Here is a 25,490-nt window from a genome sequence, read left to right as displayed (position 1 = left end):
TGATAAAAAGGAGTCTTACCCAATGCATCCTCTTGCCGAAACTTTGTTGAACGAACCGGTGATCGCCGCTGTGAAAACGGACGAAGCCCTGGCTGCTGCGCTGGCCTCGCCCTGCAGTACTATTTTTCTGCTGGCAAGCACCCTGCTCACCGTAGACGGTCTGGTGCACCGCATACATGATGCCGGAAAACTGGCCGTGGTTCACATTGACCTTGTGGACGGCCTTTCGTCACGGGAGATCGCGGTGGACTCCCTCAACGCCCTATGCCACCCGGACGGCATCATCTCCACCCGCCCGACCCTGATCCGCCGGGCGCGCCACCGCGGCCTGCTGACCGTCCAGCGGGCATTCATCCTGGATTCCCTCTCGCTGACCAGCCTGTCCGGCCAGCTGGAGCAGGGCAAGCCGGATTTTGTCGAGATCCTTCCCGGCATCATGCCCCGGGTCATCGCCGAGATCAGCACCCGCACACAGGTGCCTGTCATTGCAGGCGGCCTGCTGCGGGACAAAGCCGACGTCATGGCCGCCATGCGCGCAGGTGCCGCCGCAGTTTCCACCTCTGCGCCCTCCCTGTGGGATATCTGAGCCAGAACAAGATCCCAGCTGAAGTACGAAAAGCATAATAGTATCCTGGTGTTTTATCTGTTGAACATAAACTGTATCCTGCGCCGCAGAGCGTTCTACTGTCGCAGTAAAGTCATCGTAGATGCTTTCAATTGCCTGATAATACTTTGCTTCATTCAAAATCTGCCGGTATTTTCCGCGGGCAAAACAGGGGGCCACCACCGCATTGACCGCTGCGCCAAAAACGATTGCATCTTTTGGTGTGTTATGTAAATTGGGATCGTTTTTGCTCAGATACGCTTTGTTCTGATAGGTTGCTTTTGTCGAACCAGATAAGTAGTCTTTTTCCTGATCCAGATACGCACCTCTGCAAGATAATCCATTTCTTATTGATAAGTCTAGCACAAATCGATCAATCGTTCTATCTACTTGCATCGATTCACGGCTGACTGCTCATCTGACAGGAACTTCAAAAACCGTGTAATATCATATCGATAGCCGTTCAACGTGGCTTCTGCTGTGCCAGAATACTTCTTATCGTCCAAAAAATCTTGCTTTAGATTATCAAATCGGGCTGCATTCTTCTGAATCTTCTTCATTTTTGTACCTCTGACCTCTAAAATTTTTGAAAAAATCATAGGTACAAGCTCAAAAAGCCCGTATAAAACAAAAAAAGGACGATAAACCGTTTAGTTCAACGATTTATCGTCCTTTTGGTGCGCTCGAGGGAACTCGAATCCCTGGCCCTCTGATTAAAAGAATCCAAGGTGCATCATTCGTCAAATTTCAAAAGTTCGAAGAAGCATTATTTTTATCGCATCATCGCAAAACACGCCTTTGCACACACCGCATTGTTTGCATACAGCGTAATGCTTTGCAACTGTTATCCAGCTATTCAGGTGTGCAAAAAGTGTGCAAAAATGTGCAGACGGGCAAAACAAAGCCCAATGGACAAATCAACCACCGGTTTTATGGCAGGGTTTAGGACATCCGAACAGACACCGTTTGATATAGAAATGAGGTTCACCATGAACAAACTGCTTTCCTGCCGCTTCAATATGGACACCAACCGGGTGGAAGCCCGGTTCGAGGATGGCACCACTCTTGCCATCGACTGCATCGCCGTGGAGGACGAGTACGGCAGCACCCCGGCACAGCGGGCAGAGCTGGACTGGCTGCTGTATAATAAGCCCTTGGAGTACGCCCAGCTTGTGCTGGGTGGAGAGATAGAGCGTTATCTGTCGCTTGGCTGCGACCATGGCAGACTGGAAGATTAAGTCCCTATAAAGAACACGATGCCCACCGACCTATGGTTTGCCATAAGCTGGTAGCATCGCTTCTTATCCATAAGCAACTCGCTCTTTTCGGCTAACGCTTTTTTGTAAATGTTTCCCTTGCAGAATCTTTCCAGATTCTCTATAATAAGAAAGAGCTTTATAAATCTTCTTTCAAATGTTGAATCTGCTCTTGGAGGTGAGTAAGCCCATGACCGGCAGCGGCGCAAATAACCGTGATGTTAAAAAAATCAACCGCATCCGAACGATTCGCAGCATTTTTTCCTGCGACCGAATCTCGCAGCCGGAGCTTGCGGCAAAAGTCAACAACAGCTGGCCGACCGTATTGCAGAATGTCAAAGAACTGATAGCGATGGGACTGGTGCAGGAGGTCGGCACCTTTGAATCTACCGGTGGGCGCAAGGCGAGAGCATTTGCTCCCGTGCGGAATGCCAGACTTGCGGTCGGACTGGAGATCACCCAGAATCATGTCGGAGCAGTTCTGGTCGATCTGTCCGGTAACCTTCTCCACTATGAGCGTAAAAAGCGTCTTTATGAGCGGTCGGACACCTATGCGGAAATGCTTGCCGGAATCGTGCAGGGGCTGATTGAAAAAGAGGGCTGCCCGGTCGAAAAAATCTTGGGCGTCGGCATTTCGCTGCCCGGTATTCTGGACAAAGAGGGGCAGACATTGGTTTACTCTCATGCCTTGGGTCTGCGGAATGTTCCTACCGAAGAATTCAGCCGTTACATCCCATTCTCCTGCCGGTTCATCAACGACGCGAACGCTGCCGGACTTGCTGAAGTGCGCGACCTCGAATCTCCCCGCAGCCTTGTCTACCTTTCTCTGAGCAACAGTGTCGGCGGTGCGATTCTGACCGGTGGAGCGCTCTATGGCGGCGACCATCTTCGTGCCGGAGAGTTCGGGCACAACACGCTCGTTCCCGATGGCCGCCCCTGCTACTGCGGAAAAAAGGGCTGTCTGGATGCCTATTGCTCTGCAAAAGTCCTCTCCCAGCTGACCGACGGAAATCTTGCACTATTCTTTGACGGGTTGCGCTCCGGCAATGCAGCTTTGCAAACGGCATGGAATGAATACCTTTCTTACCTTGCTGTAGCAGTCAATAATCTGCGCATGACCTTCGACTGTGATGTAATTGTTGGCGGCTACGTTGGCGGCTTTCTGGCAGAGTTTGGCGAACCGCTCCGGGAAATGCTGGTCGAGCGTAATACGTTTGAGCCGGACAGTTCCTACCTGAAGTTCAGCCGCTATAGGCTGGAAGCCTCTGCGCTGGGAGCCGCTCTGCTCCATATCGAAGCCTTTATTCAGAACCTATAAACCTTCCCATCGAGGACGGCACCTGCCGTCCTCGATTTTTTGCACAATTCCGCCGCTTTTTCCTTGTGCAGTTCTCCGAATCCGCGAAAAAGGGCTTGACTTTGGTTGTGCGGTGTGTTAATTTGTAGTCACATTCATAAACACTTTATAAAAGTCAATAAACAAATAAAAACGGAGGTCATCTTATGAAAGGCACAATGAAAGTTGCAGTCATGAACGGCATCGGCAAGATGGGCTACACCACCCGCCCGATCCCCACACCCAAAGAGGACGAAGTTCTTGTCAAGCTGGAATACGTTGGCATCTGCGGCAGCGATATGCACTACTATGAAACGGGTGCGATCGGCAATTATGTGGTCAAGCCACCGTTCGTGCTGGGCCACGAGCCGGGCGGCACAGTCGTGGAAGTTGGCAGTGCTGTCAAGCATCTGAAAGTTGGCGACCGCGTTGCGCTGGAGCCGGGCAAGACCTGCGGTCACTGCAAGTTCTGCCGTGAGGGCAAATACAACCTCTGCCCGGATGTTGTGTTCTTCGCTACCCCGCCGGTAGACGGTGTTTTTCAGGAGTATGTGGCACATGAAGCAAACCTCTGCTTCAAGCTACCGGACAACGTAAGCACCATGGAAGGTGCGCTGATCGAGCCTCTGGCCGTTGGTTTCCACGCCGCCAATCAGGGCGGTGCTCATGCCGGTCAGACTGCGGTGGTCATGGGTGCAGGCTGCATTGGTCTGGTCTCCATGATGGCGCTGAAAGCCGAGGGTGTTTCCCGTGTTTACGTTGTAGATATCATGCAGAAGCGTCTGGATAAGGCTCTTGAACTGGGTGCAGACGGTGTGATCAACAGCCGCGAAAAGGATGCTGTCCAGACGATTCTCGACCTGACCGATGGTCTGGGCTGCGACCTCGTTATCGAGACTGCTGGTACAGAAATCACTACCCGCCAGGCCATTGAGATGGCGCAGAAGGGCGCAAACATCGTTCTGGTTGGTTACTCCAAATCCGGCGAGATGACCCTGCCTATGAGCCTTGCACTGGACAAGGAACTGACCTTCAAGACCGTGTTCCGTTATCGCCACATTTACCCCATGGCGATTGATGCCGTTGCTTCCGGCAAAATCAATCTGAAGGGCATTGTGACCAACATCTTTGACTTTGACGACATCCAGAATGCCATGGACAAGAGCATTTCGGACAAGGCCAACATCGTCAAAGCAGTGGTGAAGATTGCGGAGGAAACGAAGGTATGAGCTTTCCGCAGGTTCTGACCGGTGTGGCGCACATTGGCATCCCAACAAATGATCTCGACAAGACCATTGTATTTTACAAGAAGCTGGGGTTTGTTTCTGCGCTGGAAACGGTGAACAAAGCCGCCGGGGAGCGCGTTGCGTTTCTTCAGCTTGGCGATCTGATGATCGAAACCTATGAAAACCATCGTGCGGCGGAAAAGGCCGGAGCAATCGACCATGTAGCTCTGGCAACGACCGATATCGAAGCCGCCTTTGCTGCGGCAAAAGAGGCAGGGATGCACCTGCTGCATTCCAGCATCCAGTCACTGCCGTTCTGGGAAAACGGTGTTCGCTTTTTCATGGTCGAAGGCCCGAATAAAGAGAGAATAGAGTTCTGCCAGAAATTATAAGCATCGCGTCAAGAGGAGAAAGGAGCGCGCCGTATGAGTTACACAGCAGAGCCGAAACAGCAGGATACGAACATCAAAGTCCCTCTGATCAGTAAAATCGCTTACGGCATGGGCGATGTGGGCTGCAACTTCAGCTGGATGTTCGTTGGCAACTTCTTGATGATTTTTTACACCGATGTCTGCGGCATCAGCATGGCGGCAGTGTCCCTCCTGATGCTGGTCTCCCGCTTCTGGGATGCCATCAATGACCCCGTGATCGGTTCGCTGAGCGACCGCACCCGTTCCCGCTGGGGACGCTACCGTCCATGGCTGCTGTTCGGCGCACCGGCAACTGCTGTGGTGCTCGTGCTGACGTTCTGGGCGCACCCCACATGGTCAGACAGTGCTAAGAGCCTGTATATGTACATTACTTACTGTGTACTGGTTCTGGGCTATACTTGCGTGAACATCCCTTATGGTACGCTCTGCGGCACCCTGACCCAGAACATCGAGGAGCGTGCGAAAATCAACACCTCCCGCTCCGTCTGTGCCATGATTGCCATCAATATCATCAACATCATCACCCTGCCTTTGATCTCTGCTTTTGGCGGTGATAATGCAGCACGGGGATATCTTCTGGTGACCGTCCTTTACGGCGGTATCTTCACCCTCTGTCACTGGTTCTGTTTTGCCAAAACCAAAGAGGTCGTCCAGCCCCCGGAGCGGAAAAAAGTCTCACTGAAAAAGCAGTTGGATGCAGCACTTCAGAACAAGCCCTACCTGATTGCACTGGCGGGTCAGTTCCTGTTCGGTGTGACGCTGTATGGCCGCAATGCCGACCTGCTCTATTACTTCAAATATGTGGAAGGCAACGAGAATCTGTTTACCATCTACTCGATGATCCTGATCGTTCCCTCTATTCTGGGTGCTGCGGCATTCCCCTTCGTGTTTGAAAAGCTGGGCAACAAAGGGCACACCGCTTCCCTTTTCGCTGCCGGAACCGGCGTTTCCCTGATTGCGCTCTATTTCTTCAGTGCAGTTTCTTCTCCCATTCCGTTCTATACATTCGCTGCACTGTCCCAGTTCTTCTTCTGCGGATTCAATACCGCCATCTACGCCATCGTTCCCGACTGCGTGGAGTATGGCGAGTGGAAAACCGGTGTCCGCAACGATGGTTTCCAGTACGCATTCGTTTCACTGGGGAACAAACTGGGCATGGCGATTGGCACCTCTGCGCTGGCTGGTGTGCTGAGTGCATTGAGTTTTGCCCCCAATCAGGTGCAGAATGCTGCCGTGCAGAATGCGATGCACTATGCATTCTCGCTGCTTCCCGGTGTGCTGTGGCTGATAACAGCGATTGTCCTGTTCTTCTACCGAATCAGTAAGCGTTCGTATAACCAGATTATGTCCGAACTGAACGCTAAAAAAACAGGTTGAGGTGATACCATGTTTGATGTTGTAGCTTTGGGAGAAAGCCTGATCGACTTTACCCCGAACGGAACCAATGCACAGGGCATCGAATTGTTTGCCCGGAATCCCGGCGGTGCACCCGCCAATGTCCTTGCCATGAATGCCCGTCTGGGCGGCAAAACAGCATTCATCGGAAAAGTCGGCAAAGACGGATTTGGCGATTTTCTCCGCCAGACCCTTGTGGAAAGCAGCATTGATGTGTCCGGTCTGGTGATTGACGAAAAGATTCCCACGACCCTTGCCTTCGTACAGCTTGACAGCAAGGGAGACCGCTCCTTTACCTTTTACCGGAACCCCGGTGCCGATGTGATGCTGACTTCGGCAGAAGTCAACAGGAATCTGATTGACGATGCTGCCATCTTCCATTTCGGCTCTGTCTCTCTGACCTCCGACCCGAGCCGCACCGCCACGTTGGAAGCTGCGCGGTATGCACGGCAGCAGGGCAAGCTGGTCAGCTTTGACCCCAATTACCGTCCGCTTCTGTGGGAGCACCCGGCAGATGCCGTTGTCCAGATGCAGGAAGGTGTCAAGCTGGCGGATCTTCTGAAAGTTTCCGAGGAAGAAATGCAGCTTATCACAAACGAAAGCGACCTTGCCCGCGGCTCACAAGCCCTGCTCGAAATGGGGCCATCTCTTGTGCTGGTATCGCTGGGTGCAAAGGGTGCTTATTACCGGAACGCTGTGGGCGCAGGGCATCTTCCCACCTATGATGTGCCTACCGTGGACACGACGGGTGCAGGCGATGCTTTCATGGGCGCAATTCACTACCAGCTGCGGAGAAAAGCTGCGGAGGATTTGCGTACCCTCCCCGCATTTGAGCTTGAAGAAATCGTCCGCTTCGGCAATGCAGCGGGCAGTCTGACCACGACAAAGGGCGGCGCAATCCCTGCAATGCCCTCCATGGTGGAAATTCAGAACTGCATTGCCTCTATCCCACTGATGTAAAAGAAAGGATACCCTATGACAAAATTACAGATCAGAATGCGGCAGGTCGATCAGGTCAAGGACTTTGTAGATTTGCTGTCCAAATATCCCTATGAGATGGACTTAGTCTCCGGGCGATATACCATTGATGCCAAATCCCTGCTTGGCATTTACAGTCTCGACCTGAGCAATCCGCTTACCCTTGTGATTTATTCCGATTCCTGCGAAGAACTGCTGACACAGCTCCATGCGCTGCTCCCAGATTGCATCGTCTGATTTTCTACGCTTTTCTCCTTCTTCCATTTGCACCGTTCAATTCTGGTTCTCCTTCACCAGAATCGGGCGGTGTTTTGATTTGTATAAGTCTTACTATCACTGCTTTACTGCAATAAAATTTGCAAAACCATCTTGACGTGCCCTGCAATCCATGATACCCTCTATCGCAAATCCCACCGAATTTGTAGAAAAGTACAGAACGGCGAGGATTTATTCCCCATGAAGATTTTTACCGCCCCGCAACACACCCGATTCATTTTGCCGCTTACTTCATCCGACAAAATCATCGCTGCGCTGCGTGGGCGGTATTTTTCTTTTTCACAAATAAAATCTTATGTAGTTGTTCAATCTACCAAAATTTCTTTTCGGTTGTTGACCGCACAACCGCAAAGTGTTATTCTTGTGCTTGAAAGAAGCAGGTTGTAGTGTCTGCACTGCGTCCGGCTTTCTTCATACTGTACCTTGAATCTTACATAAGCCGTCTGAACGAGATACTGCGCCATGACCTCACGCTTTCTGTGGGCGAGCCGGACAACGCCGCTGCACAAACAGGGGCAGGAACTGCGTTCGGTGTGAACGGTGACCATGAGCAGAGGCTTTGCCTTTTCACACGTTTTGTTCTGCAAAATTTTCAACGTGCATTGCGGTTCGACTTCTGAAATTTTCAGTGTTGCACGGAAAGGGCGAAAGCAAGTATCGACCTGTGGCCACAAATTTTCAATGCTTGAAAATGTTCTGTCACATGGTCTGCCACTTGTTGGGGAGTGCCTTCCCCAAACCCTGCTCCAGCGTTGCGCTGGTTTCAGCGCAAAAGCGGCGTGTCGCTTTACATAGCCCTCTCCATCCCGGAGTGGGCATTTATCATTTTCACAGGAGGTCGAATATGACTGAAATGAAAAGTCCGAACGTACACGCACGAGAGAACCGCAATGACACGCCGCGAAAACGAAAGACACACATCATCAAGGTCCGAGTGACCGCAGAAGAAAAACTGCGGATCGCATACGCCTGCAAAGAACTCCACCTCACCCAATCCGAACTCGTCCGCCGCGTCCTGTACGGCGTGAACGTCAAGCACACCGTTGTGGTGGCGCAGGGCGGCGAGGATGCACTGGCGGCGCTTGCCGCCTTGTCTGCCCAGTGCAGCAAGGTGGGAAGCAACCTCAACCAGCTTGCACGGCACTTCAACTCCGGCGGCAAAGACACCGAGCAGCTCCGGGCGCAAATTCTGGAGGAACTGTCCGCACTCACGAACTTTCGGCTGAAAGCTGAAGAAACGGTTGGTGAACTGTATGGCAACCATCAAGCATTTGACCTCGAAAAACTCTAACTATGCCGCCGCCGAAAGCTATCTCACCTTTCAGCACAACGAGTACACCGGTCTGCCCATTCTGGACGAGAAGGGCAGACCCAAGCTACGGGATTCGTACCTGCTCGACACTCTTGAGTGCGGCGAATCTTCGTTTGCTATGGCCTGCCTGATTGCCAATCGCAAGTACGGCAAGAACGGCGGGCGGGAGGACGTGAAGACCCACCATTATATCATCAGCTTCGACCCGAAGGACGCAGTAGAGAACGGCCTGACCATGGAGAAGGCACAAGCCCTTGGCTTGCAGTTCTGCAAGGACAACTTCCCCGGTCATCCCGCCATCGTCTGCACCCACCCGGACGGTCACAACAGTGCCGGGAACATCCACGTCCACATCGTCATCGGCAGCTTGCGTGTCCGCACCGTGGAACGGCAGACCTTCATGGACAAGCCGTGCGACTGGGAAGCGGGCAAGAAGCACCGCTGCACCTCTGCCATGCTCCGGCACCTCCGTGTCGCAGTCATGGAGATGTGCGAGCAAGCCGACCTGAACCAGATCAACCTGCTGGAAGCCCAAGGCGACCATGTTTCGGAGCGCGAGTATTGGGCGCAGCGGCGCGGACAACGCCGCCTCGACCATGCCAACGCCAAACTCGCCGCCGAAGGGCAGCAGCCCACCCAGACCGTCTACCAGACCGAGCTGGACAAGCTGCGAAAGCAGATCTACGCTGTGCTGAACAAGACCACCACCTTCGAGGAATTTTCTGCATTGCTCATGCAGGAACACGGCATCGCCGTGAAGGAGAGCCGAGGCCGGTTGAGCTACTGCCCGCCCGGCCGGACAAAGTTCATCACCGCCAAGAAACTGAGCAAAAAGCTGGAAAAAGAGCAGGTGCTGACCGCCCTCTCCCAGAGCATCCAGCTTGCCGCCATCATACAGCCCAGCAGCGAGAAGAAGCCGGATAAAATCAGGAAACTGGTTGACATTCAGGCGAACGTTGCCGCAGGTAAGGGCATCGGCTATGAGCGTTGGGCGAAAAAGTTCAACCTCAAACGCTGGTCGCAGACCTTGTGTCTCCTGCAGGAGAAAAAGCTGCTCAGCGAAGATGCCCTGAACCAGCGCATTGTCGAACTGAAAACCCAGCACGACGATGCACTGGCGGTGGTCAAAGACTTGGATGCCCGCATGGTCTCCCTCAAGGAGCTGCGCGGGCATCTTGTGGTCTATCGGCAGTACAAGCCTCTTGCACAGAAGCTCCAGACTGTGCGGAACCCCGCCAAGTTCAAGGAGCAGCACCGTGCAGAGTTTACTGTGTACGAGGCCGCTTGCGCCTATTTCAAGGCCAACGGGCTCAGGACACTGCCGGATCTCAAAAAGCTGGATGCCGAATATCAGACCCTTTCCTCGGAGAAAAACGGGTTCTACACCCGCTACAAGAAAGCGCAGATCGAACTGCGTGAACTCCGCACCGCACAACAGAACGTGGAAGCCTTCTTCCGCAAGGAAGAGCGCAGCCACACCGTACCGCAGCAGGAGGTCAAATGAACAACACTCTGACGGATCGATGTGTGAATAAACCCAACCTCACCCACGCCCCTCACCGGGCTTCGTCCTTTCGCCTGTACCCCACCCATTGGGACGGAGGGTAGCACCTCTGTCTTTTCGGACGTAAAGAACGCTATCTCGACCCGGCAGGCAGCGGAGCTGTACGGCTTAGCCGTAAACCGGAACGGTATGATGTGCTGCCCCTTCCACGGGGATAAACACCCCAGCATGAAGGTGGACAGCCGTTTCCATTGTTTCGCCTGTCAGGCAGATGGCGATGTGATCGATTTTGTCGGCAGACTTTTTCAACTTTCTCCCTATAAGGCCGTGGAAAAGTTGAAGAACGATTTCGGCATGGCACTTGCCGACGGCAAGGTGCGGCTTGCTCCCCGCAGACCGCCCACCGTCCGGCAGCAGTTGCTGGACTATTACCGCTGTCTGCAGCGTTGGCGGATCCGATACGCACCGCAGTCACCCACAGAAGAACTTCACCCCTGCTTCCTTGAAGCGATAAAGAACCTTGACATCGTTGAATATTATCTGGACTGTTCGGTGCTCCCGGACCCGAAGACCGAAGACGAGCTACGGAAGTATTGGGAGGGATTGCATGAGCGACTGGAAAAAGAGGAACGACGATTGGCGTGATGAGGACGAACTGGAAGAAGAGGAAGAATGCGAATGCCCTTGGGTAGACAGTAAGGGCAAAGTGCGTGAAACCGCTTACTGCCAGTACCTTTTAGAGAAACACCCCATGATGTGCCTGAAACAGAAGCTGTTCGACCAGAACGGCGAGGTAGACGAGGACGCACTGCTCTACGAAGTCCACAGCGACCTCCGTGACTTTGTGCTCGACAACCTTGCCAAGAAGGAGAAGCAGGTTCTGGACGCACTCCGTATCGAAACCTATACCCCTGAATGGAAACCCCAGCTTGACCGCATCCATCTCCAGAACGGAACCTACTTTCTGGACGAGCGGGGCTTTGTGCCGGAAAAGGAACTCTGCCTGAACCGGCTCCCCGTGGAATACCAGCCCGATGCCCCCGCACCGACCAAGTGGCTGGAATTTTTGGACGGTCTGCTCATCCCGGAGGACATTCTGACCTTGCAGGAATACCTTGGCTATCTCCTGATTCCGTCTACCAAGGCGCAGAAGATGCTGGTCATGACCGGCAAGGGCGGAGAGGGCAAATCCCGCATCGGCTTGCTGCTGAAGAAGCTGTTCGGGGAAGCCTCTCACTCCGAATCCATCCTCCGCATCGAAACGAACCGCTTTGCCAGCGCCAATCTGGAGTACAAGCTGGTCATGGTCGATGACGACCTGAACATGGTGGCTTTGCCCGAAACACGGAACATCAAGTCCATCGTCACCGCCGAGGACCGTTTGTGCATCGAGCGGAAGAATAAGCAGGCTGTGCAAGGCTTGCTGTACGTTCGTTTCATCTGCTTCGGCAATGGCAACCTTGTGGCTGCTCACGATGACAGCGATGGCTTCTGGCGTAGACAGATCCTCATCACGGTGAAAGACCGTGACCCTGCCCGGGTGGATAATCCCTTTCTCATCGAAGAGCTATCCGAGGAGCGTCCCGGCATCCTGCTGTGGATGCTGGAAGGTCTACACCGTCTGCTGGCGAACCGCTATCAGTTTACGATCAGCGAGCGCTCCATCCAGAACCTTGAAGCAGCCATGGCGGACAGCGACAACCTGACCCAGTTCATGCAGGCAACGGCGTATGTCCGCTTCAAGCCCGACACCGAGGAACGCTCCACCTACCTCTATCGCGCCTACACCAAGTGGTGCGAGGATAATCTGGAATCGCCTGTTCCGCAAAAGAAGTTCAGCCAGTTCCTGCTGAAAAATGCGGGGAAGTATGGCCTGACCTTTTCCAAGCACATCGAGGGGAAGTATCGCGGCTTCCGGGGCGTATGCGTCCACCCCGCCTTTGCTGCGGCATAAAACACACGAAAAGTGAAAATCTCCCGCCCTACGCGCCCCAAAGCATTTGTTTTTACCTGTTATCGCCGTTTTCTCCGGGCGCGTATCTGCCCTTTCCGGGCGGATGTGGGGCGGGAGAGAAACCAGGATGCGCCCCAAGAGGGCGCGTGCGTCCCAGCCATGCGCCCTGTAAAATCAGCACAGGAAGGTACTTTTGTGTGGTTTGGGGCGCGTGGGGCGCGTAAATTCAAGTTCTCGCACTTTTTTGGGCTGCTGCTTCGGGTCAGGAGCGGCAGGCCCTTACATATTAGCCAGCCCACAAGGGTGCAGCTCAACCGGAGCTGCACCGGGTCTGGAGAAGTGCAAAGGAGACATGCCTATGACGAATGTCCGCAAAAATTCCACCAAACTGACCCGTGAGGACTTGAAAATCGCGCCCGAATCCCCTACAATGAAATTGTCCGAAACCCCTGCCGTAGAACCTTCTGACCAGACCAGCAAAACCGTCCGACACGCCCCGCTTGTCTACCGGGTGGAGGAGATTGCCCAACTGTTGGCGATCTCCAACCGTGCTGCGTACAATCTGTGCAACACCACGAAAGATTTCAAGGTGATCCGCCTCGGTACCAGCATCCGGGTAAGCAAGCAGAGCTTCGATGATTGGTTTGCAGCGGTCTGAGGGAGGGAACATCTATGGCATCTATTCTCAGGCGCGGAGATTCCTACTCCGTTCGTTTCAAATACAAAGACCATGCTGGCCGGATCTGTGAAGGCTGGGAGAGCTTCAAAACCAAGAAGGAAGCGCAAGACCGCAAGATCTCGGTAGAGAAAGAACTCTTGGACGGTACGTTCCTCATACCCGATGCAATGACGGTAGCGGAAATGCTGTACAAGTGGCTTCCCATCCAGTCCAGCAAGCACAAGTGGGCACCCAAAACCTACACCCACACGGTAGCCATGATCCAGAATCTTGTCGTGCCCTATCTTGGCAAGAAACAGATTCAGAAGGTTCAGACGTATGACCTTGAACAGTTCTACGCCACGCTGAGCCGGACACCGCGCGGACTGTATAAGCAGGGTGTCAAGCAAACGCTCACCGACAAGCAGAAGCGGCAGTTTCTGACGGGTGCTTCCATCCGGGAAGTCCACGCTATGCTCAAGACTGCTTTTTCCTATGCCGTTGAGTGGGGTCTGCTCCTCAAGTCACCGATTCCGAGAGAAGCCCCGAAATCGACCTCGGAAGAACGTGCCATCTGGGACGAAAAGACCATGCTTGCTGCGTTGCAGACCATGACCGACCCTACGCTTCACCTTGCTGTTCATCTGAGCATGATTCTCTCGCTGCGTGTCGGAGAGATCCTTGGCTTGCAGCCGGGAGACATCGACTTCGATGCAGCGGATGGACGTGGGACCATCACGGTCGGCAGGAGCTTACAGCGCACCGAAAAGGCTGCACTGGAAAAGACCGACCCGAACCAGATCTACCACATCTTCCCCGACCAGCGTGAGGGCAGCAGCTCCGCACTGGTGCTGAAGAAGCCGAAAACCAAGAAATCCAGCCGCACCCTTTATCTGACGAGACCCTTGAAAGAGGAACTGCTGGCTTGGCTGGAAAAGCTCCGTCAGGACGAGCTTGCCATGGATGGCAGATATCGCAACTGTGGCCAGCTCTTCCGCCTGCCCAACGGTATGCCTGTTGCCCCGGAAGCCCTTTCTAAATGGTACCGCACTTGGCGTGCAGAGCACCCGGAGTTTGAGAAGATCGTGTTCCACGGTCTGCGCCACTCCAGTGCCACTTACCAGTTGATTGAATCCGGCGGCAACATCAAAGCCGTGCAGGGCAACACCGGTCACGCCACCACCGGCATCCTGATGGACACCTACGCCCACACGCAGGACAAGCCCCGGTTGGAGCTGGCTGAGAAGCTGGAAGCAGACTTCTATTCGCAGGACATCGGCTCCCCCAAATCCGGCTCTGTGCCGGTAAAAGAAAATCTGCCGGACAGCATCCAGATCACCCCAGAAGGGATGCTGAAAGTTGTCCGACAGATGAACCCCGAGCAGCGGCGTGAGTTCGCCCGCCTGCTGTTCGCCTGAAAAAAGTATGGAAAAAACGCTCACGATGCACAGAATGCAGACAATGCAAGGAAAAACACGGCTTTCCCGCCGGTGTGCAAAAAGTGTGCAAAAGTGTGCAGAGCCCCAGAAAATGGAAAATCCCACGAGGAATCTTACGATTCTTCGTGGGATCTTGGTGCGCTCGAGGGAACTCGAATCCCTGGCCCTCTGATTAAAAGTCAGATGCTCTACCGGCTGAGCTACGAGCGCATATTTCCGCAGTGAACATACTGCCGAATAATATTACCACAACTTGCGCAAAAATGCAAGGGTTCCCGGGCAAAAAGGCGCAAAAAGCTCCTGCATCGGTGTGGGCTTCCGCTTTTCATCCGCGCAGCAGATCGAAGATGCTCCGGTGTCGGCAGCGGAAGGGGCTTCATCCCGATAACTTCCTCTTTACAAACCCGGCAAGAATCGTTACAATCAAATCAAATCCGTCTGCAGTGCGCTGCGTTTTACTGCCCGGCAGTGTGCGCCCCGCCGCGCTGCACCCGCAAACTTTTTCCCGGCTTTGGCATTCTGCCGGGCCGCGCCGATACGTTTTTTGCAGGAGGTTTTTCCTATGAAGATCACTCGCCGTGCTGTTCTTCGCCTGACCGGTGCCGCTGCCGCTTCGCTGGCGCTTTCCAACTGCAGTGCTTCCGGCAGTGCCATTCTGGGCAGCAATTTTTCCAGCTGGCTCCAGCAGACACTGGGCATCAGTTCTTCCGGCGCAGCTTCTTCTGCTGCATCCTCGGAGGACATGGTTGCTTCCTCGCTGGCAGCAGGCGAGCAGCCCGCTGCCAGTCTTGCCGCACTGCCCGCTTACGATGCCGACCCGCTGACCGGTGAGGCCAAGCGCAGCAATGGCCGTATCGTGGGCGTGATGGTGAACAACATCTCCAACACCTCCCGTCAGAACGCCCGTCCGCAGCGCGGTCTTTCCTCTGCCGATCTGCTGATCGAGTGCAAGGTGGAGGGCGGCATCACCCGCTTCTGCGCGGTGTTCCACGATGCCGACTCCATCCCGGAGATCGGCCCGCTGCGCTCTGGCCGCGACCAGTTCCTGCAGCTGCTGATGCCCTATCAGGCGCTGTACTACCACGACGGTGAGAGCGCCGCCTGCACCAAATTCATCAGCGTATACAACTATTCCGGCCTGAACATCGGTGGCAAGAGCTACTTTAATACTCCCACCCATCCGCATGCGGCTCACCGCGACAGCCGGGGCCGGGATGTGGCCTATGAACACACCGAGTTCACCTCCGGCAAGGAGATCCGGCAGGCCGCTTCCAACGCGGGCATCGGGCTGAAGTACGATTACGACGCCACCTTCTTCCGCTTTGCGGACTACCGCACCGGCGAGGAGAACGCCATGCAGGGTGCAGCATCCGGCAAGACGGTCAGCATCACCCACTCGGACCACTACAAGACCAGCTTCCGCTATGATCCGCAGTCCCGCACCTATAAAATGCAGATGTACAGCCGCATCTCCGGCAAGTTTGAAAACACCGTGGACGAGCTGAACGCAAAGCAGCTGAGCTTTGACAACCTGCTGGTCTGCTTTGCTCCCATCGAGCGCTATTCCGGCGACTCCGGCGATGTGCAGCAGGTAAGCTACATCTCCGGCGGCGATGCCTATTATTTCAGCCGCGGCGCTGTACAGCATGGCCGCTGGGAAAAGGCTTCGCCTGAGCATCCGCTGCTGGTCTACGACAAGACCGGTGCGCAGATGCTTTTCAACCGCGGCAAGACCTATCTTGCCATCGTGGACGACGACGAGTGGTCCAACTTCAGCTATCAGTAACGAGGGAACCGCATGAAACGCATCTGGAATCTGGCCCTTGGCACGGCGGTGCTGTGCACAGCCCTGCTGTGCGGGTGTGCGCTGGCCGGCCCCACTGCCCCGGACAGTGCAGCGCCCACCGACCCGCTGACCGGGCAGGAGCTGCAGTATCCCGGCGAACGCACCGCCGCCGTGGTGATCGACAACGCCGCTTCCAGCACCACACAGTGGGGCATTGGCAGCGCATCGGTGGTGCTGGAAGCCCTGACCGAGAGCGGCCAGCCCACCAGCCTGTGCCTGGCTTATCCTTCGGTATCGGCCATGCCAACCGTCGGCCCAGTGACCCTTGGGCAGGATCTTTACTGGCGGCTGCTCAGCGGGCAGGAAGTACTGCCCATCCAGCGGGGTGCAGGGCAGTTTGCCCGCAACTATCTGGATTATTATAACCTGCGGGCCGTGGACGCGCTGGAAGTGGGCCGCAACGCCTTTTCCTGCGATGATGTCTGGAGCGGCGCGCCGCTGTGGCATACCAGCGGCGCGGAGGTCGCTTCCGTGCTGGGCAGCCTGAACCTTTCCGGCGCATTGGGCGACCACGGCAGCAGCGCTTCCTCCTCGGCCAGCACTGCCGAGGACAGCTCTGCCATTTCCGCTCTGCCCGCCCTGCTGCCGCAGGCCAAAGAGCCCCGCCTGCCGGAGCCCGGTTCCCGGGATGCCGAACAGGTGCAGATCAACTTTGCGCCCCAAAGCACCACCGGCTTTGCCTACGATGCGGCCAGCGGCACCTACGGAATGCTCCGTGCAGACGGCACCGCCCAGCTGGATGCCAACACCGGCGCGCAGGCGCAATTCGACAATCTGCTGGTCCTTTACTCCGCTTCCAGCCTGCGGGACGACGGCACCACGCTGGACTACGACCTGTCCCTTGGCGGCGGTGTCTGGCTGAACGGCAGCCAGCTGTGGCACATCACATGGACGCAGGGCACAGACTCCACCTTTGCCTTTTATGATGCCGACGGCAGGCCGCTGACCATCCGCACCGGACGCAGCTACATTGCGCTGGTCTCCAGCGTGACCGGGCAGGAGCTGACGGTATTGGATTCCGCCGGGCAGAATGTGCTGAATTGACAAAACAAAAAAGACCATCTGAGGCATTTTTAACTGCATCTCAGATGGTCTTTTATCTTTTATTCCGCTCAAGGACTTCTTCGGGAGCTGTCGAGCATATGCGAGACGGAAGGAGTTTACAGATCCACCACGCTGCCAACCTCGGCAGGAGAGGTGGGCACCACGCCCAGCACGGCACGGTCCGTGCTGCGGTTGACCGTAAAGGTCACGCTGCGGCCCGCCGCGAAATCCGGGTGATAGGTCAGCTCCAGCGTCTGCCAGTTGTCCGGCACTGCGCAGAAGCAGTGCAGCAGCGCGCCGCGGCCTGCCGTCAGGTTCAGGGTGAACACCGAAGCATCCGCCGCGTTCTCGCCGTAGAGCGGCGCAGCAAAGCTGCCGCAGCGCACCGGCTTGCCATCGCACACAGCGGTAACGCCGGTGCCCATACTGTACAGCTCACCAAGCGTGCACACCTCACGGCTCTGCAGATAGCTTGCGCCCACCGGCAGGGTGGATGCGGAGAGGTTTTCCACCGAGAGGTACACCAGCACATTGCCCATTTCCTGCGCAGGGGCATAGCCCAGCAGCTCCACGGCAGCTTTGCCGTCCAGCAGGGCAGGTTCGCCTGCAAGATGCGGCTGCTGCGCCGCAGCAGATACACCGGTGAGCAGCGCTGCCGCAAGGCTGACCGCACCGGAACCGGCACATTTCAGGAATGACCGGCGGGAAATGGACTGGGACATGGAACTTCCTCCTAAAACAATCGTTTCCTTATACAATAAAGGATTGCGCCGCTTCTGTCAAGGGATGGGCCGAAACTGTAACCGAATCCTTACTCAAAGGCTTCGTTCTCCTCGGTCTCAGCCTGACCGCGCAGGGTATCGGCATAGCCAAAGGGCACGATGTCGATGGCTTCCACCAGACGGTCCCGCATCCACAGCTGCACATCGGTCTGCACCGTGTAGCCGCAGCCGGGGTCTGCCATCCACTGCTCCGGGCGGCGGGTGGGCACGGCGCGTTGGCTGAGCATGCTCATGATCACGCCGCCATGGGTCACACAGGCTGCTTCGGTCACATCCATGCGGATCATATACTCAAACAGCTTCATCAGGCTTTCGGCGCAGCGGGCGTGGAACTGGTCGGTAGGCTCTGCGCCTTCGGGCACATAGCCGGAGCCGGGGGTGATCCACTTTTTAAAGTCCTCGTCGTGCACCAGCTCCTTGACCGGCTTGTTCTCAAACTTGCCAAAGCCGGCCTCCCGCAGGTCGTGCACGGTAAAGGTGTGCTTTGCATCCGGGAACAGGATGTTGGCTGTTTCCACCGCGCGCAGCAGCGGAGAGGAGAACACGGTATCCACCTGCGGATACTCGAACCGCTCTTTCAGTTCATTGAGCTGAGCGCGGCCCTCGTCGCACAGAGGGATGTCGGTGCCGCTGCCGATGTACAGGCCCTGCAGGTTGCCCGCAGTCATGCCGTGGCGGATGAGATGAAGCTTGAACGTTTTCATGGATAGTGCCTCTCTTTATCGCTGTGCGGCGGCACGGGAACGGGCGGCAAAACCCGCTGCGGAGAAAAAATCTGGCAGAAAAACGTGTCGTCTGCCAGATTTTTTGCTCTTTGGCGGCAGCTACGGCCCCGCGTACGCCACAAAATGTATGCGTTAATACCTATAGTTTAGCATAGATATGGTGTCCAGAGCAAGCCTTTTGACAGAAATGACGAAAATCAACGAAAAATATCGTCACTTTTCTTGCTTTACAAAAGGTTTTCCGTTGTGTATAATCAACCTGCTGTAAACCAAAAACAAGGATGTCCCCCTACATCGAACTTTGAGGAGCCAAAAATCATGGAATTCAACCGTATCATCAAGCTGCTGCGCAAGGAACGCGGCATCACCCAGAAGCAGGCCGCCGAGGATCTTGGCGTCTCGCAGGCGCTGCTGTCCCACTACGAAAAAGGCATCCGCGAATGCGGCCTGGACTTTGTGGTGCGCGTGGCAGACTATTATAATGTTTCCTGCGATTATCTTCTGGGCCGCAGTGCAGAGCGCAACGGCATGATGCTCTCGGCAGAAGACATCCCGAACCCGGACAAGATGAAGGACAACATCTACCACGGCAGCGTGCTGCCCACCATGAACAAAAAGCTGATCTCCAACAGCCTGAACGTGCTGTACGCCAAGATCGGCCAGTGCCACAGCAAGGCCCTTACCACCGAGGTGAGCGCCTACCTGATGATGGCCGTAGCCAAAATGTTCCGCCTGCTGTACTCGGCCGAGCCGCACAACGCCGCCAGTATGTTCAGCATCGATCCCATCCGCTGGCGCGGCTGCTCCGATGCCGTGATGCGCATGTCCGAAGCCAACGTGGAAGCCCTGCTGGACGGACAGGATGTGAACGGCGGCGAGGGAGTAAAGGACCCTTCCTGCCTGACCATGACCACAGAAAGCCTGACCCGCGAGTTCCCGCTTTATACGCCCAGCCTGTTAAATCTGGTCAAAACCAGCGAAACACATGTGAAGGGCCTTACCCACGAAGGGTGATATTCCTGTGAAAAAGCTGTAAATTCACCCCCAAAACCCTTGCATCTTTCGGGCAGAAAGGGTATAAACAGAATAGAACATTCTGGAATACGGTTTTTTCCTATCAAAAGGAGGATTTATTCTATGTCCAACTCCATTTCCCGCCGTACCTTCCTCAAGTGCACCGGCGCATCCGTTGCTGCTCTGGGCGCAGCAAGCCTGCTGGGCGGCTGCCAGCAGAATGGCAGCGCCACCATCGTGGATGTCAAGGTCGGTGATAAGGTCAGCAACTGGAACGGCCTTGGCGTTCAGCTGACCAGCCTGTTCAACATTGATACCGTACCTGCACAGGCCGGTTACGAATACATTGCTGTTCTGGTCACCGTGGTCAACCGCACCAAGAACCAGACCTTCAACATCGGCGCACAGAATCTGGCCGAGATCAACGCCGCTTATCCCGTGCCCCCGCAGGAGAACGTGGATGCAAACTTCCATGCACTGGCAGCAGCTTCTACCGATTTCTCTGCTTCCTGCGACGGCCAGAGCGTGGAGTGCGGTGCCAACATCTCGCTGTACAACTCCAACTCTCAGACCTTCTCGGATTCCACCAATCTGCCCCCGCAGGGTACCGGCTATCTGCAGCTGATGCTGATGGTCCCCAAGGGCTGGCAGCAGCTGAGCGTTACTTACATGCCCACCTTTGCAGCGGATAAGACCATGACCTTTGTCATGACCGCCGCAGACGTGACCCGCGCCTGAGAGAACGGTTTCCCGGGACGAAATTTCGTCGCAAAACAACGTCACAGCTCAAAATTTCATCATTTTATTTTGCCAAAAGGCATTGACATCCGGCCCGGTTTCGCCTATCTTATAGGTAGTGCCGTAAGGCCGTACTGATCTGCTTTTTAAAGGAGGAACGAACATGTCCTATACATTCTCCCGCCGTGACTTTATGAAATATACCGCACTGGCCGCCGCTGCCGTGGCAGTCTCCGGCTCCCTGACCGGCTGCTCCAACCCGAACCGTCCTGTCGGCAAGGCCGGTGACACCCTGAAGCCGGGCAGTGGCATCTGCGAAGCTACTCTGCTGAACAGTGCTGACAAAAAACCGAGTTATAATTCTGCCACCCATGCCCTGACCTGCAACTTCAAGATCGTCACCAAGATCGAACTGCTGGAGATCACTGACAGCCATTTCCAGGTCGATGTTACGACTGCTGCGGGCACGAAGCACTATTATTATAATACCACTCCTGCACCCAGTCTGGGCAATACCGCCAACCCCAAAGCTAAAAAGAACAGTGTCACCGAGGCCACTCTGACTCTCGATCTGGACCTCTCCGGCGCTACCAAAGTAGCTGTGCTGTATACTCCCAAGCATGGCGCTACTGGTGAACCCAATGATTCCTACAATGATATCTACGGCACTTGGGATATCACCGATGCCATCAAGGATAGTATCCCTACCGCTTGATTTTATATTATGTCTAAGGCCCGCACCCACAAGGTGCGGGTCTTTTTGCGTATGCGGGCCATTTGTATCCAAGTTTTGGGCGATATCATGTAAAATGTACAAAGTTTTTTAGTGGATTTATGCCTTGTGCACAGGTTTCTTTTCCGGTACAATAGGGTTATAAAAATGTGCAGGAGCATCGCAGCGATGCGGTGCTTTTTGCATTTGAGGGGCAACCCGGAAAACCTGAAAAGGAGTGCTGTTTCGATGATCAATATGGTAAAGCTTCCCACCAAAAAAAGTAACCTGTTCCTGCGCGTAGCAAAGGGCCACTTTGCTACCAGCCACAGCCATATCAACTATTACATCGATGTCACCACCCAGAAGTCCCGCCTTTCCGAGGCCAAGGCCGTGGCAAAGGAGCTGGTGGCCGCTTACCAGCACAGCACCATTGTGGACACCGTGCTCTGTCTGGACGGCACGCAGGTGATCGGCACCTGCCTTGCCAACGAGCTGACCAAGGACGGCTTTGCCAACATGAACGCCCACCAGACCATTTATGTGATCACCCCGGAGTACACCACCGGCAGCCAGATCATCCTGCGCGACAATCTGGCCCCCATGGTCAAGGGCAAGCATGTGCTCATTCTAGCGGCTTCCATCACCACCGGCTACACCGTGCAGGCCGCTGTGGAGGCCGTGAACTACTACGGCGGCACCGTGGCAGGCCTTTCCGCTATTTTTGCCACCACCCATGAGTGCATGGGCTATGAGGTCACCTCCATCTTTGACCCCGCCAGCCTGCCGGACTACGCCAGCTTTGACAGCCGCGACTGCCCCCTGTGCAAGGCCGGCCAGCACATCGATGCGCTGGTGAACAGCTTTGGCTATTCGGCGCTGTAACCCCTCTCAGTCTGCTCACTTTGTTCGCATCCAGCTCCCCCGAAAGGGGGAGCTTTCTTTGTGCTTCCCGTAAAATGCAAAAAGCTCTCCCTTTCGGGAGAGCTGGCATCGCGCAGCGATGACTGAGAGGGTTATTTTTTCGGGAACACAAAGGGCTCGTGCAGGTACACCGCCACCAGATATGCCGCCATGAAGCACCAGATGATGGGCTCGCACAGGATCACGGCGTTGTACTGGAATTTCGGGATGAACACCAGCACAAAGATCACCTTGCCCACCAGCTCGATCACGCTGGAGAACAGCGGCAGCACCTTCTGGCCAAGGCTCTGCAGCGCGTAGCGGGTGCACAGCAGCACGCCCAGAACGGCATAGAAGGGTGCGTTCCAGATCAGATACCGCGCACCGTTTTCCAGCACGATGGGTTCCGAAGAGCCGGAGATCAGCTGCACCATCCACTGAGCACCAAAGTTCATCAGCACTACGGCGGCGACCATCACCACCACCGAGTACAGATACATCTGCCGCATTCCCCTGCGCACACGGTCGGGCTGGTTTGCGCCGCGGTTCTGGGAAACGAAGGTAGAACCGGCGTTCGCCATGGAGATGAGCGGCATATCCGTAAAGGCAAACAGCTTGCGGGCAGCGGTGTGCCCCGCAATGGTCAGGGTGCCAAGCCCGTTGATGCCGTACTGCAGCACCACCGAACCCGCAGACACGATGCTGCTCATCAGGCCCATGGAGATGCTCTGGCTGAACAGCTCCCAGTAGAGATGACTGCCCACGGCGAAATGCTTTTTCTCCGGGATGAGGATGCGCACCCTTGCCAGCACGTACAGAACGCACAGCACCACCGAGATGCCCTGTGCAATGACCGTTGCCACCGCTGCGCCCCGCACGCCCATGCCAACCCCGGCAATGAACCACAGGTCCAGCCCCACGTTCAGCACCGAGCTGATGAGCAGGAACACCAGCGGCATTACGCTGTTGCCAATGGCGCGCAGCAGGCCTGCGCACAGGTTATACATAAACATGACCACAACGCCAAGGTCGATCACGATGATGTAGCTGTAGGCATCTTCCAGAATTTCCGCCGGGGTATCCAGCAGCTGCAGCAGGGCATGCAGGCCGAAAAAGCCTGCCGTTGTAATGACCAGCGAGGCGATCAGGCCAATGACGACCGACCCCACCACCGTGCGCTTGAGCAGGTCTTCGTCCTGCGCGCCGTAGGAGCGCGCTGCAACGATGGCAAGGCCATTGCCGATACCGATGCCAAAGCCGACTAAAAGCTCGTAGATCGAACCGCAGGAGCCAATGGCGGCAAGGGCTGTATCGCCCAGCACATTGCCCACGATCATGGTATCCACCGTGTTGTAGAGCTGCTGGAACAGGTTGGAAACCAGAATGGGCAGCATGAACAGCAGCAGGCTTTTTAAAATAGGCCCGTGCATCAGGTCTACGTTCATGTTGAAGAAGCTTTTCTTTTGGGGCTGCGCGTGGGTCATAGGGTTCCTCCAAAATTATAACTTTTAAGATATCTGTACATAAAACAAAACATCTGCAATCCCTTCCCGATTTATAAAAAGCAGGAAAAGGCATTGCAGATGATCGATCTTTTGCTGGCTCGCCCTCTCCGTCACCTTCGGTGCCACCTCTCCCAAAGGGAGAGGCCTTGGCATAACGATGCACTTTGCGTGGACTGCCAAAGGCTCCCACTTTGGGGGAGCTGGCATCGCGTCAGCGATGACTGAGAGGGCGAGGATGCTGGCAATAAAATAGCGCTCTTACAGCTCCTGCGTCTCGAAGCCGCTGCCGGTAAGCACCTGCACGCTGGTAAAGCCTGCAGCCTTGATGGCGGCGGCAGCTTCGTCAAAGCCGTAGGTCAGGCTGTTGATATCATGAGAATCAGAAGTGATGATGACCTTGCCGCCCATCTTCTGCCACTCGCCCAGCAGCCACGGGCCGGGGTAGAAGTCCTTGCGGTAGCCGCGGTACACGCTGCCGGTGTTCACTTCCAGCAGGCAGTCGTTCGCCTTTGCGGCCTGCAGTGCCTTGAGGGCAGCGGCCTTGTAGCGGGGCGACTCTTCGTCGAAGAACTCACCGTTGGCATTCAGCTTCTTGATGAGGTCGATGTGGGCCAGAATATCCGGCTTGAGGGCAGCCACCTTTTCCACCTCGGCAAAGTAGGCTTCCACAGCGGCAAGGGGGTCTGCGTCAAAATCATCGTTGATGCAGTCCCACAGGTCCTGCGGGCGGAAATCGATCTCGTAATACTTGCCGGTGTTCTTGCCGTACAGGTGGTGTGCGCTGCCGATCCAGTAATCGTAGCCGATGCGCTTATCCTCGCTCAGGATATCCCACTCGATGCCGCACAGGATATCCACCTTGCCCTTGTACTCAGTCTTGAGCTTGGCAATGGTGGCCTTGTACTGGGCGGTGCGGCTGGGGCTCATGCAGTATTCACGGTCGCGCTGGGTGTAGCTATGGCCGGTGAAGCCCAGCGTGGTCAGGCCCTGCGCACACGCAGCACTTGCCATATCCTGCAAGGTATTTTTGCCATCGCACATGGTGGAGTGGCAATGGACACTGGACTTCTTATAATCTGCCATAGATAATTCACTGCATCCTTTCCTGTTTGACCTTGTGGTCAATGACGTGACGTTTTTCCAGTTCACGGGTCACATCCTCCACCGTGATGCCGGCGCTGACCATCAGCACCAGAACATGGTAGGCAAGATCGCTGATCTCGTAAACGGTCTCTTCCTTATCCTCTTTTTCGCCCGCAATGATGACCTCGGTGCACTCTTCGCCCACCTTTTTCAGGATCTTCTCCTTGCCCTTCTCGAACAGGTAGGTGGTGTAGCTGCCCTCCTTGGGGCTATCCTTGCGGCCCTTGATGAGCTGGTACAGGCCCTGCCAGCTGAACTGCTTCAGCTCCGGCGAGACGTATACTTCGTTGAAAAAGCAGCTCTCGGCGCCGGTGTGGCAGGCGGGGCCGGATTTGACCACTTCCACCACCAGTGCATCGGCATCGCAGTCGGCGGTGATGGACACCACCCGCTGCACATTGCCGCTGGTCTCGCCCTTACGCCAGATCTCCTGACGGCTGCGGCTCCAGAACACAGTGCGGCCCTCGGCAATGGTGAGCGCCAGCGTCTCGGCGTTCATGTATGCGAGGGTGAGCACCTCTTTGGTGTAGTGGTCCTGCACGATGGCAGGGATCAGGCCCTTTTCATCAAATTTCAGATTCATAACGGTTCTCCCTCCCCGGATGGGGATATTACTAGTTTAGCGTATTCGGTGCGCAAACGCAAGAGTTTGCGGGTTGTTTTTGCGGAAATCCAGTTTCGCGTTACGGCTTTTCCCCGCGCCGGGGAG

The 25,490-nt window shown here is 55.5% G+C and carries 27 protein-coding genes and 1 tRNA gene; 21 read left to right on the top strand and 7 right to left on the bottom strand.

All coding sequences use genetic code 11. The features are described 5' to 3' along the window. Nucleotides 1-22 precede the first annotated feature (22 nt). A complete protein-coding gene (locus tag MTP41_RS09215) occupies nt 23-586 on the top strand; it encodes a glycerol-3-phosphate responsive antiterminator (RefSeq protein ID WP_249235378.1) in 564 nt (187 codons plus the stop codon). A gap of 404 nt (nt 587-990) precedes the next feature. Here the strand turns inward: MTP41_RS09215 and MTP41_RS09210 are convergent, their stop codons facing one another. Beyond that, on the bottom strand, nt 991-1,164 hold the full coding sequence (locus MTP41_RS09210) for a hypothetical protein (protein ID WP_249235377.1): 174 nt from the start codon (nt 1,162-1,164) through the stop codon (nt 991-993). Between the two features lie 429 nt (nt 1,165-1,593). Here MTP41_RS09210 and MTP41_RS09205 point away from each other — a divergent pair, with 429 nt between their 5' ends. The 14 genes from MTP41_RS09205 to MTP41_RS09140 all read left to right on the top strand — a co-directional run bounded on the left by MTP41_RS09205 (nt 1,594) and on the right by MTP41_RS09140 (nt 14,348). Next, the gene (locus MTP41_RS09205) at nt 1,594-1,842 is read left to right on the top strand and encodes a DUF6061 family protein (protein WP_097780442.1); all 249 of its coding nucleotides are present in this window, start codon (nt 1,594-1,596) and stop codon (nt 1,840-1,842) included. A 208-nt stretch (nt 1,843-2,050) separates the two neighbouring features. Next, a complete protein-coding gene (locus MTP41_RS09200) occupies nt 2,051-3,178 on the top strand; it encodes an ROK family transcriptional regulator (RefSeq protein WP_179859449.1) in 1,128 nt (375 codons plus the stop codon). Between the two features lie 185 nt (nt 3,179-3,363). After that, on the top strand, nt 3,364-4,425 hold the full coding sequence (locus MTP41_RS09195; protein ID WP_005940978.1) for an NAD(P)-dependent alcohol dehydrogenase: 1,062 nt from the start codon (nt 3,364-3,366) through the stop codon (nt 4,423-4,425). Further along, the gene (locus MTP41_RS09190; protein WP_097791228.1) at nt 4,422-4,814 is read left to right on the top strand and encodes a VOC family protein; all 393 of its coding nucleotides are present in this window, start codon (nt 4,422-4,424) and stop codon (nt 4,812-4,814) included. The genes MTP41_RS09195 and MTP41_RS09190 overlap by 4 nt, the downstream gene beginning before the upstream one ends. A 33-nt stretch (nt 4,815-4,847) precedes the next feature. Beyond that, a complete protein-coding gene (locus MTP41_RS09185; RefSeq protein WP_097791229.1) occupies nt 4,848-6,230 on the top strand; it encodes an MFS transporter in 1,383 nt (460 codons plus the stop codon). 9 nt (nt 6,231-6,239) lie between these two features. Then, nucleotides 6,240-7,208: a carbohydrate kinase family protein gene (locus MTP41_RS09180; RefSeq protein WP_005940986.1), complete on the top strand. Its 969-nt coding sequence runs from the start codon at nt 6,240-6,242 to the stop codon at nt 7,206-7,208. 15 nt (nt 7,209-7,223) lie between these two features. Then, on the top strand, nt 7,224-7,463 hold the full coding sequence (locus MTP41_RS09175; protein ID WP_015564590.1) for an HPr family phosphocarrier protein: 240 nt from the start codon (nt 7,224-7,226) through the stop codon (nt 7,461-7,463). A gap of 425 nt (nt 7,464-7,888) precedes the next feature. Next, nucleotides 7,889-8,122 carry a hypothetical protein gene (locus tag MTP41_RS09170; RefSeq protein ID WP_249235376.1) on the top strand — a complete coding sequence of 78 codons (234 nt, stop codon included), beginning with the start codon at nt 7,889-7,891 and terminating at the stop codon, nt 8,120-8,122. A 224-nt stretch (nt 8,123-8,346) separates the two neighbouring features. Next, a complete protein-coding gene (locus MTP41_RS09165) occupies nt 8,347-8,793 on the top strand; it encodes a plasmid mobilization protein (protein WP_005937050.1) in 447 nt (148 codons plus the stop codon). Then, nucleotides 8,756-10,318, top strand: coding sequence for a relaxase/mobilization nuclease domain-containing protein (locus MTP41_RS09160; protein ID WP_249235375.1), 1,563 nt, complete (start codon nt 8,756-8,758; stop codon nt 10,316-10,318). Before MTP41_RS09165 ends, MTP41_RS09160 begins: the two co-directional genes overlap by 38 nt. 228 nt (nt 10,319-10,546) lie before the next feature. Further along, nucleotides 10,547-10,963 carry a CHC2 zinc finger domain-containing protein gene (locus tag MTP41_RS09155; RefSeq protein ID WP_242700885.1) on the top strand — a complete coding sequence of 139 codons (417 nt, stop codon included), beginning with the start codon at nt 10,547-10,549 and terminating at the stop codon, nt 10,961-10,963. Further along, nucleotides 10,926-12,272 (top strand): DNA primase family protein, encoded by a 1,347-nt coding sequence (locus MTP41_RS09150; RefSeq protein WP_005937058.1) that lies wholly within the window; start codon nt 10,926-10,928, stop codon nt 12,270-12,272. Before MTP41_RS09155 ends, MTP41_RS09150 begins: the two co-directional genes overlap by 38 nt. A gap of 352 nt (nt 12,273-12,624) precedes the next feature. Continuing rightward, the gene (locus MTP41_RS09145; protein WP_112143827.1) at nt 12,625-12,930 is read left to right on the top strand and encodes a helix-turn-helix domain-containing protein; all 306 of its coding nucleotides are present in this window, start codon (nt 12,625-12,627) and stop codon (nt 12,928-12,930) included. 14 nt (nt 12,931-12,944) lie between these two features. After that, nucleotides 12,945-14,348: a site-specific integrase gene (locus MTP41_RS09140; protein WP_249235374.1), complete on the top strand. Its 1,404-nt coding sequence runs from the start codon at nt 12,945-12,947 to the stop codon at nt 14,346-14,348. A 155-nt stretch (nt 14,349-14,503) separates the two neighbouring features. Here MTP41_RS09140 and MTP41_RS09135 read toward each other — a convergent pair. Further along, a tRNA-Lys gene (locus MTP41_RS09135) sits at nt 14,504-14,579 on the bottom strand. A 352-nt stretch (nt 14,580-14,931) separates the two neighbouring features. Here MTP41_RS09135 and MTP41_RS09130 point away from each other — a divergent pair. Together MTP41_RS09130 and MTP41_RS09125 are read left to right on the top strand one after the other, a co-directional pair. Further along, nucleotides 14,932-16,155, top strand: a complete 1,224-nt coding sequence (locus tag MTP41_RS09130; protein WP_249235373.1) for a DUF3048 domain-containing protein — start codon at nt 14,932-14,934, stop codon at nt 16,153-16,155. 12 nt (nt 16,156-16,167) lie between these two features. Continuing rightward, nucleotides 16,168-17,259 carry a DUF3048 domain-containing protein gene (locus tag MTP41_RS09125; protein WP_097776919.1) on the top strand — a complete coding sequence of 364 codons (1,092 nt, stop codon included), beginning with the start codon at nt 16,168-16,170 and terminating at the stop codon, nt 17,257-17,259. 116 nt (nt 17,260-17,375) lie between these two features. Here MTP41_RS09125 and MTP41_RS09120 read toward each other — a convergent pair whose 3' ends face one another. Both MTP41_RS09120 and MTP41_RS09115 read right to left on the bottom strand, forming a co-directional pair. Then, a complete protein-coding gene (locus MTP41_RS09120) occupies nt 17,376-17,981 on the bottom strand; it encodes a Tat pathway signal sequence (RefSeq protein WP_249235372.1) in 606 nt (201 codons plus the stop codon). A gap of 89 nt (nt 17,982-18,070) precedes the next feature. Further along, nucleotides 18,071-18,745, bottom strand: coding sequence for a histidine phosphatase family protein (locus tag MTP41_RS09115; RefSeq protein ID WP_005943629.1), 675 nt, complete (start codon nt 18,743-18,745; stop codon nt 18,071-18,073). Nucleotides 18,746-19,084: 339 nt separating this feature from the next. Here MTP41_RS09115 and MTP41_RS09110 point away from each other — a divergent pair, with 339 nt between their 5' ends. The 4 genes from MTP41_RS09110 to MTP41_RS09095 all read left to right on the top strand — a co-directional run bounded on the left by MTP41_RS09110 (nt 19,085) and on the right by MTP41_RS09095 (nt 22,115). Then, nucleotides 19,085-19,780 (top strand): helix-turn-helix domain-containing protein, encoded by a 696-nt coding sequence (locus MTP41_RS09110; RefSeq protein WP_249235371.1) that lies wholly within the window; start codon nt 19,085-19,087, stop codon nt 19,778-19,780. A gap of 123 nt (nt 19,781-19,903) precedes the next feature. Beyond that, nucleotides 19,904-20,518 (top strand): twin-arginine translocation signal domain-containing protein, encoded by a 615-nt coding sequence (locus MTP41_RS09105; protein ID WP_120120407.1) that lies wholly within the window; start codon nt 19,904-19,906, stop codon nt 20,516-20,518. A 163-nt stretch (nt 20,519-20,681) separates the two neighbouring features. Further along, complete coding sequence (locus MTP41_RS09100; RefSeq protein WP_249235370.1) at nt 20,682-21,233, top strand: twin-arginine translocation signal domain-containing protein; 552 nt, start codon at nt 20,682-20,684, stop codon at nt 21,231-21,233. A 246-nt stretch (nt 21,234-21,479) separates the two neighbouring features. Next, entirely contained in the window at nt 21,480-22,115 is a 636-nt protein-coding gene (locus MTP41_RS09095) for a phosphoribosyltransferase (protein WP_118527625.1), read from the top strand. Nucleotides 22,116-22,246: 131 nt separating this feature from the next. Here MTP41_RS09095 and MTP41_RS09090 read toward each other — a convergent pair whose 3' ends face one another. From MTP41_RS09090 to hisIE, 3 genes are all read right to left on the bottom strand, one after another. Further along, the gene (locus MTP41_RS09090; protein ID WP_249235369.1) at nt 22,247-23,617 is read right to left on the bottom strand and encodes an MATE family efflux transporter; all 1,371 of its coding nucleotides are present in this window, start codon (nt 23,615-23,617) and stop codon (nt 22,247-22,249) included. 279 nt (nt 23,618-23,896) lie between these two features. Next, nucleotides 23,897-24,721: a histidinol-phosphatase HisJ family protein gene (locus MTP41_RS09085; RefSeq protein ID WP_097776911.1), complete on the bottom strand. Its 825-nt coding sequence runs from the start codon at nt 24,719-24,721 to the stop codon at nt 23,897-23,899. Between the two features lie 7 nt (nt 24,722-24,728). Then, complete coding sequence (hisIE, locus tag MTP41_RS09080; protein ID WP_005943640.1) at nt 24,729-25,364, bottom strand: bifunctional phosphoribosyl-AMP cyclohydrolase/phosphoribosyl-ATP diphosphatase HisIE; 636 nt, start codon at nt 25,362-25,364, stop codon at nt 24,729-24,731. Nucleotides 25,365-25,490 lie beyond the last annotated feature (126 nt).

Source organism: Faecalibacterium sp. I4-3-84, from assembly GCF_023347255.1.
GTDB classification, from domain to species: Bacteria; Bacillota; Clostridia; order Oscillospirales; family Ruminococcaceae; genus Faecalibacterium; species Faecalibacterium taiwanense.
Note: the sequence above shows the minus strand (reverse complement) of the source record. Positions and strands in the feature narration are given on the sequence as shown.

What these genes read in the sequence shown, in the direction of transcription:
- MTP41_RS09180 (WP_005940986.1), top strand. Translation starts at nt 6,240, where the DNA reads ATGTTTGATGTTGTAGCTTTGGGAGAAAGCCTGATCGACTTTACCCCG.
- MTP41_RS09155 (WP_242700885.1), top strand. Translation starts at nt 10,547, where the DNA reads ATGAAGGTGGACAGCCGTTTCCATTGTTTCGCCTGTCAGGCAGATGGC.
- MTP41_RS09090 (WP_249235369.1), bottom strand. Translation starts at nt 23,617, where the DNA reads ATGACCCACGCGCAGCCCCAAAAGAAAAGCTTCTTCAACATGAACGTA.
- MTP41_RS09085 (WP_097776911.1), bottom strand. Translation starts at nt 24,721, where the DNA reads ATGGCAGATTATAAGAAGTCCAGTGTCCATTGCCACTCCACCATGTGC.
- MTP41_RS09110 (WP_249235371.1), top strand. Translation starts at nt 19,085, where the DNA reads ATGGAATTCAACCGTATCATCAAGCTGCTGCGCAAGGAACGCGGCATC.
- MTP41_RS09185 (WP_097791229.1), top strand. Translation starts at nt 4,848, where the DNA reads ATGAGTTACACAGCAGAGCCGAAACAGCAGGATACGAACATCAAAGTC.
- MTP41_RS09150 (WP_005937058.1), top strand. Translation starts at nt 10,926, where the DNA reads ATGAGCGACTGGAAAAAGAGGAACGACGATTGGCGTGATGAGGACGAA.
- MTP41_RS09105 (WP_120120407.1), top strand. Translation starts at nt 19,904, where the DNA reads ATGTCCAACTCCATTTCCCGCCGTACCTTCCTCAAGTGCACCGGCGCA.
- MTP41_RS09190 (WP_097791228.1), top strand. Translation starts at nt 4,422, where the DNA reads ATGAGCTTTCCGCAGGTTCTGACCGGTGTGGCGCACATTGGCATCCCA.
- MTP41_RS09160 (WP_249235375.1), top strand. Translation starts at nt 8,756, where the DNA reads ATGGCAACCATCAAGCATTTGACCTCGAAAAACTCTAACTATGCCGCC.
- MTP41_RS09115 (WP_005943629.1), bottom strand. Translation starts at nt 18,745, where the DNA reads ATGAAAACGTTCAAGCTTCATCTCATCCGCCACGGCATGACTGCGGGC.
- MTP41_RS09095 (WP_118527625.1), top strand. Translation starts at nt 21,480, where the DNA reads ATGATCAATATGGTAAAGCTTCCCACCAAAAAAAGTAACCTGTTCCTG.
- MTP41_RS09195 (WP_005940978.1), top strand. Translation starts at nt 3,364, where the DNA reads ATGAAAGGCACAATGAAAGTTGCAGTCATGAACGGCATCGGCAAGATG.
- MTP41_RS09130 (WP_249235373.1), top strand. Translation starts at nt 14,932, where the DNA reads ATGAAGATCACTCGCCGTGCTGTTCTTCGCCTGACCGGTGCCGCTGCC.
- MTP41_RS09145 (WP_112143827.1), top strand. Translation starts at nt 12,625, where the DNA reads ATGCCTATGACGAATGTCCGCAAAAATTCCACCAAACTGACCCGTGAG.
- MTP41_RS09140 (WP_249235374.1), top strand. Translation starts at nt 12,945, where the DNA reads ATGGCATCTATTCTCAGGCGCGGAGATTCCTACTCCGTTCGTTTCAAA.
- MTP41_RS09215 (WP_249235378.1), top strand. Translation starts at nt 23, where the DNA reads ATGCATCCTCTTGCCGAAACTTTGTTGAACGAACCGGTGATCGCCGCT.
- MTP41_RS09200 (WP_179859449.1), top strand. Translation starts at nt 2,051, where the DNA reads ATGACCGGCAGCGGCGCAAATAACCGTGATGTTAAAAAAATCAACCGC.
- MTP41_RS09175 (WP_015564590.1), top strand. Translation starts at nt 7,224, where the DNA reads ATGACAAAATTACAGATCAGAATGCGGCAGGTCGATCAGGTCAAGGAC.
- MTP41_RS09120 (WP_249235372.1), bottom strand. Translation starts at nt 17,981, where the DNA reads ATGTCCCAGTCCATTTCCCGCCGGTCATTCCTGAAATGTGCCGGTTCC.
- MTP41_RS09210 (WP_249235377.1), bottom strand. Translation starts at nt 1,164, where the DNA reads ATGAAGAAGATTCAGAAGAATGCAGCCCGATTTGATAATCTAAAGCAA.
- MTP41_RS09125 (WP_097776919.1), top strand. Translation starts at nt 16,168, where the DNA reads ATGAAACGCATCTGGAATCTGGCCCTTGGCACGGCGGTGCTGTGCACA.
- MTP41_RS09165 (WP_005937050.1), top strand. Translation starts at nt 8,347, where the DNA reads ATGACTGAAATGAAAAGTCCGAACGTACACGCACGAGAGAACCGCAAT.
- hisIE (WP_005943640.1), bottom strand. Translation starts at nt 25,364, where the DNA reads ATGAATCTGAAATTTGATGAAAAGGGCCTGATCCCTGCCATCGTGCAG.
- MTP41_RS09205 (WP_097780442.1), top strand. Translation starts at nt 1,594, where the DNA reads ATGAACAAACTGCTTTCCTGCCGCTTCAATATGGACACCAACCGGGTG.
- MTP41_RS09100 (WP_249235370.1), top strand. Translation starts at nt 20,682, where the DNA reads ATGTCCTATACATTCTCCCGCCGTGACTTTATGAAATATACCGCACTG.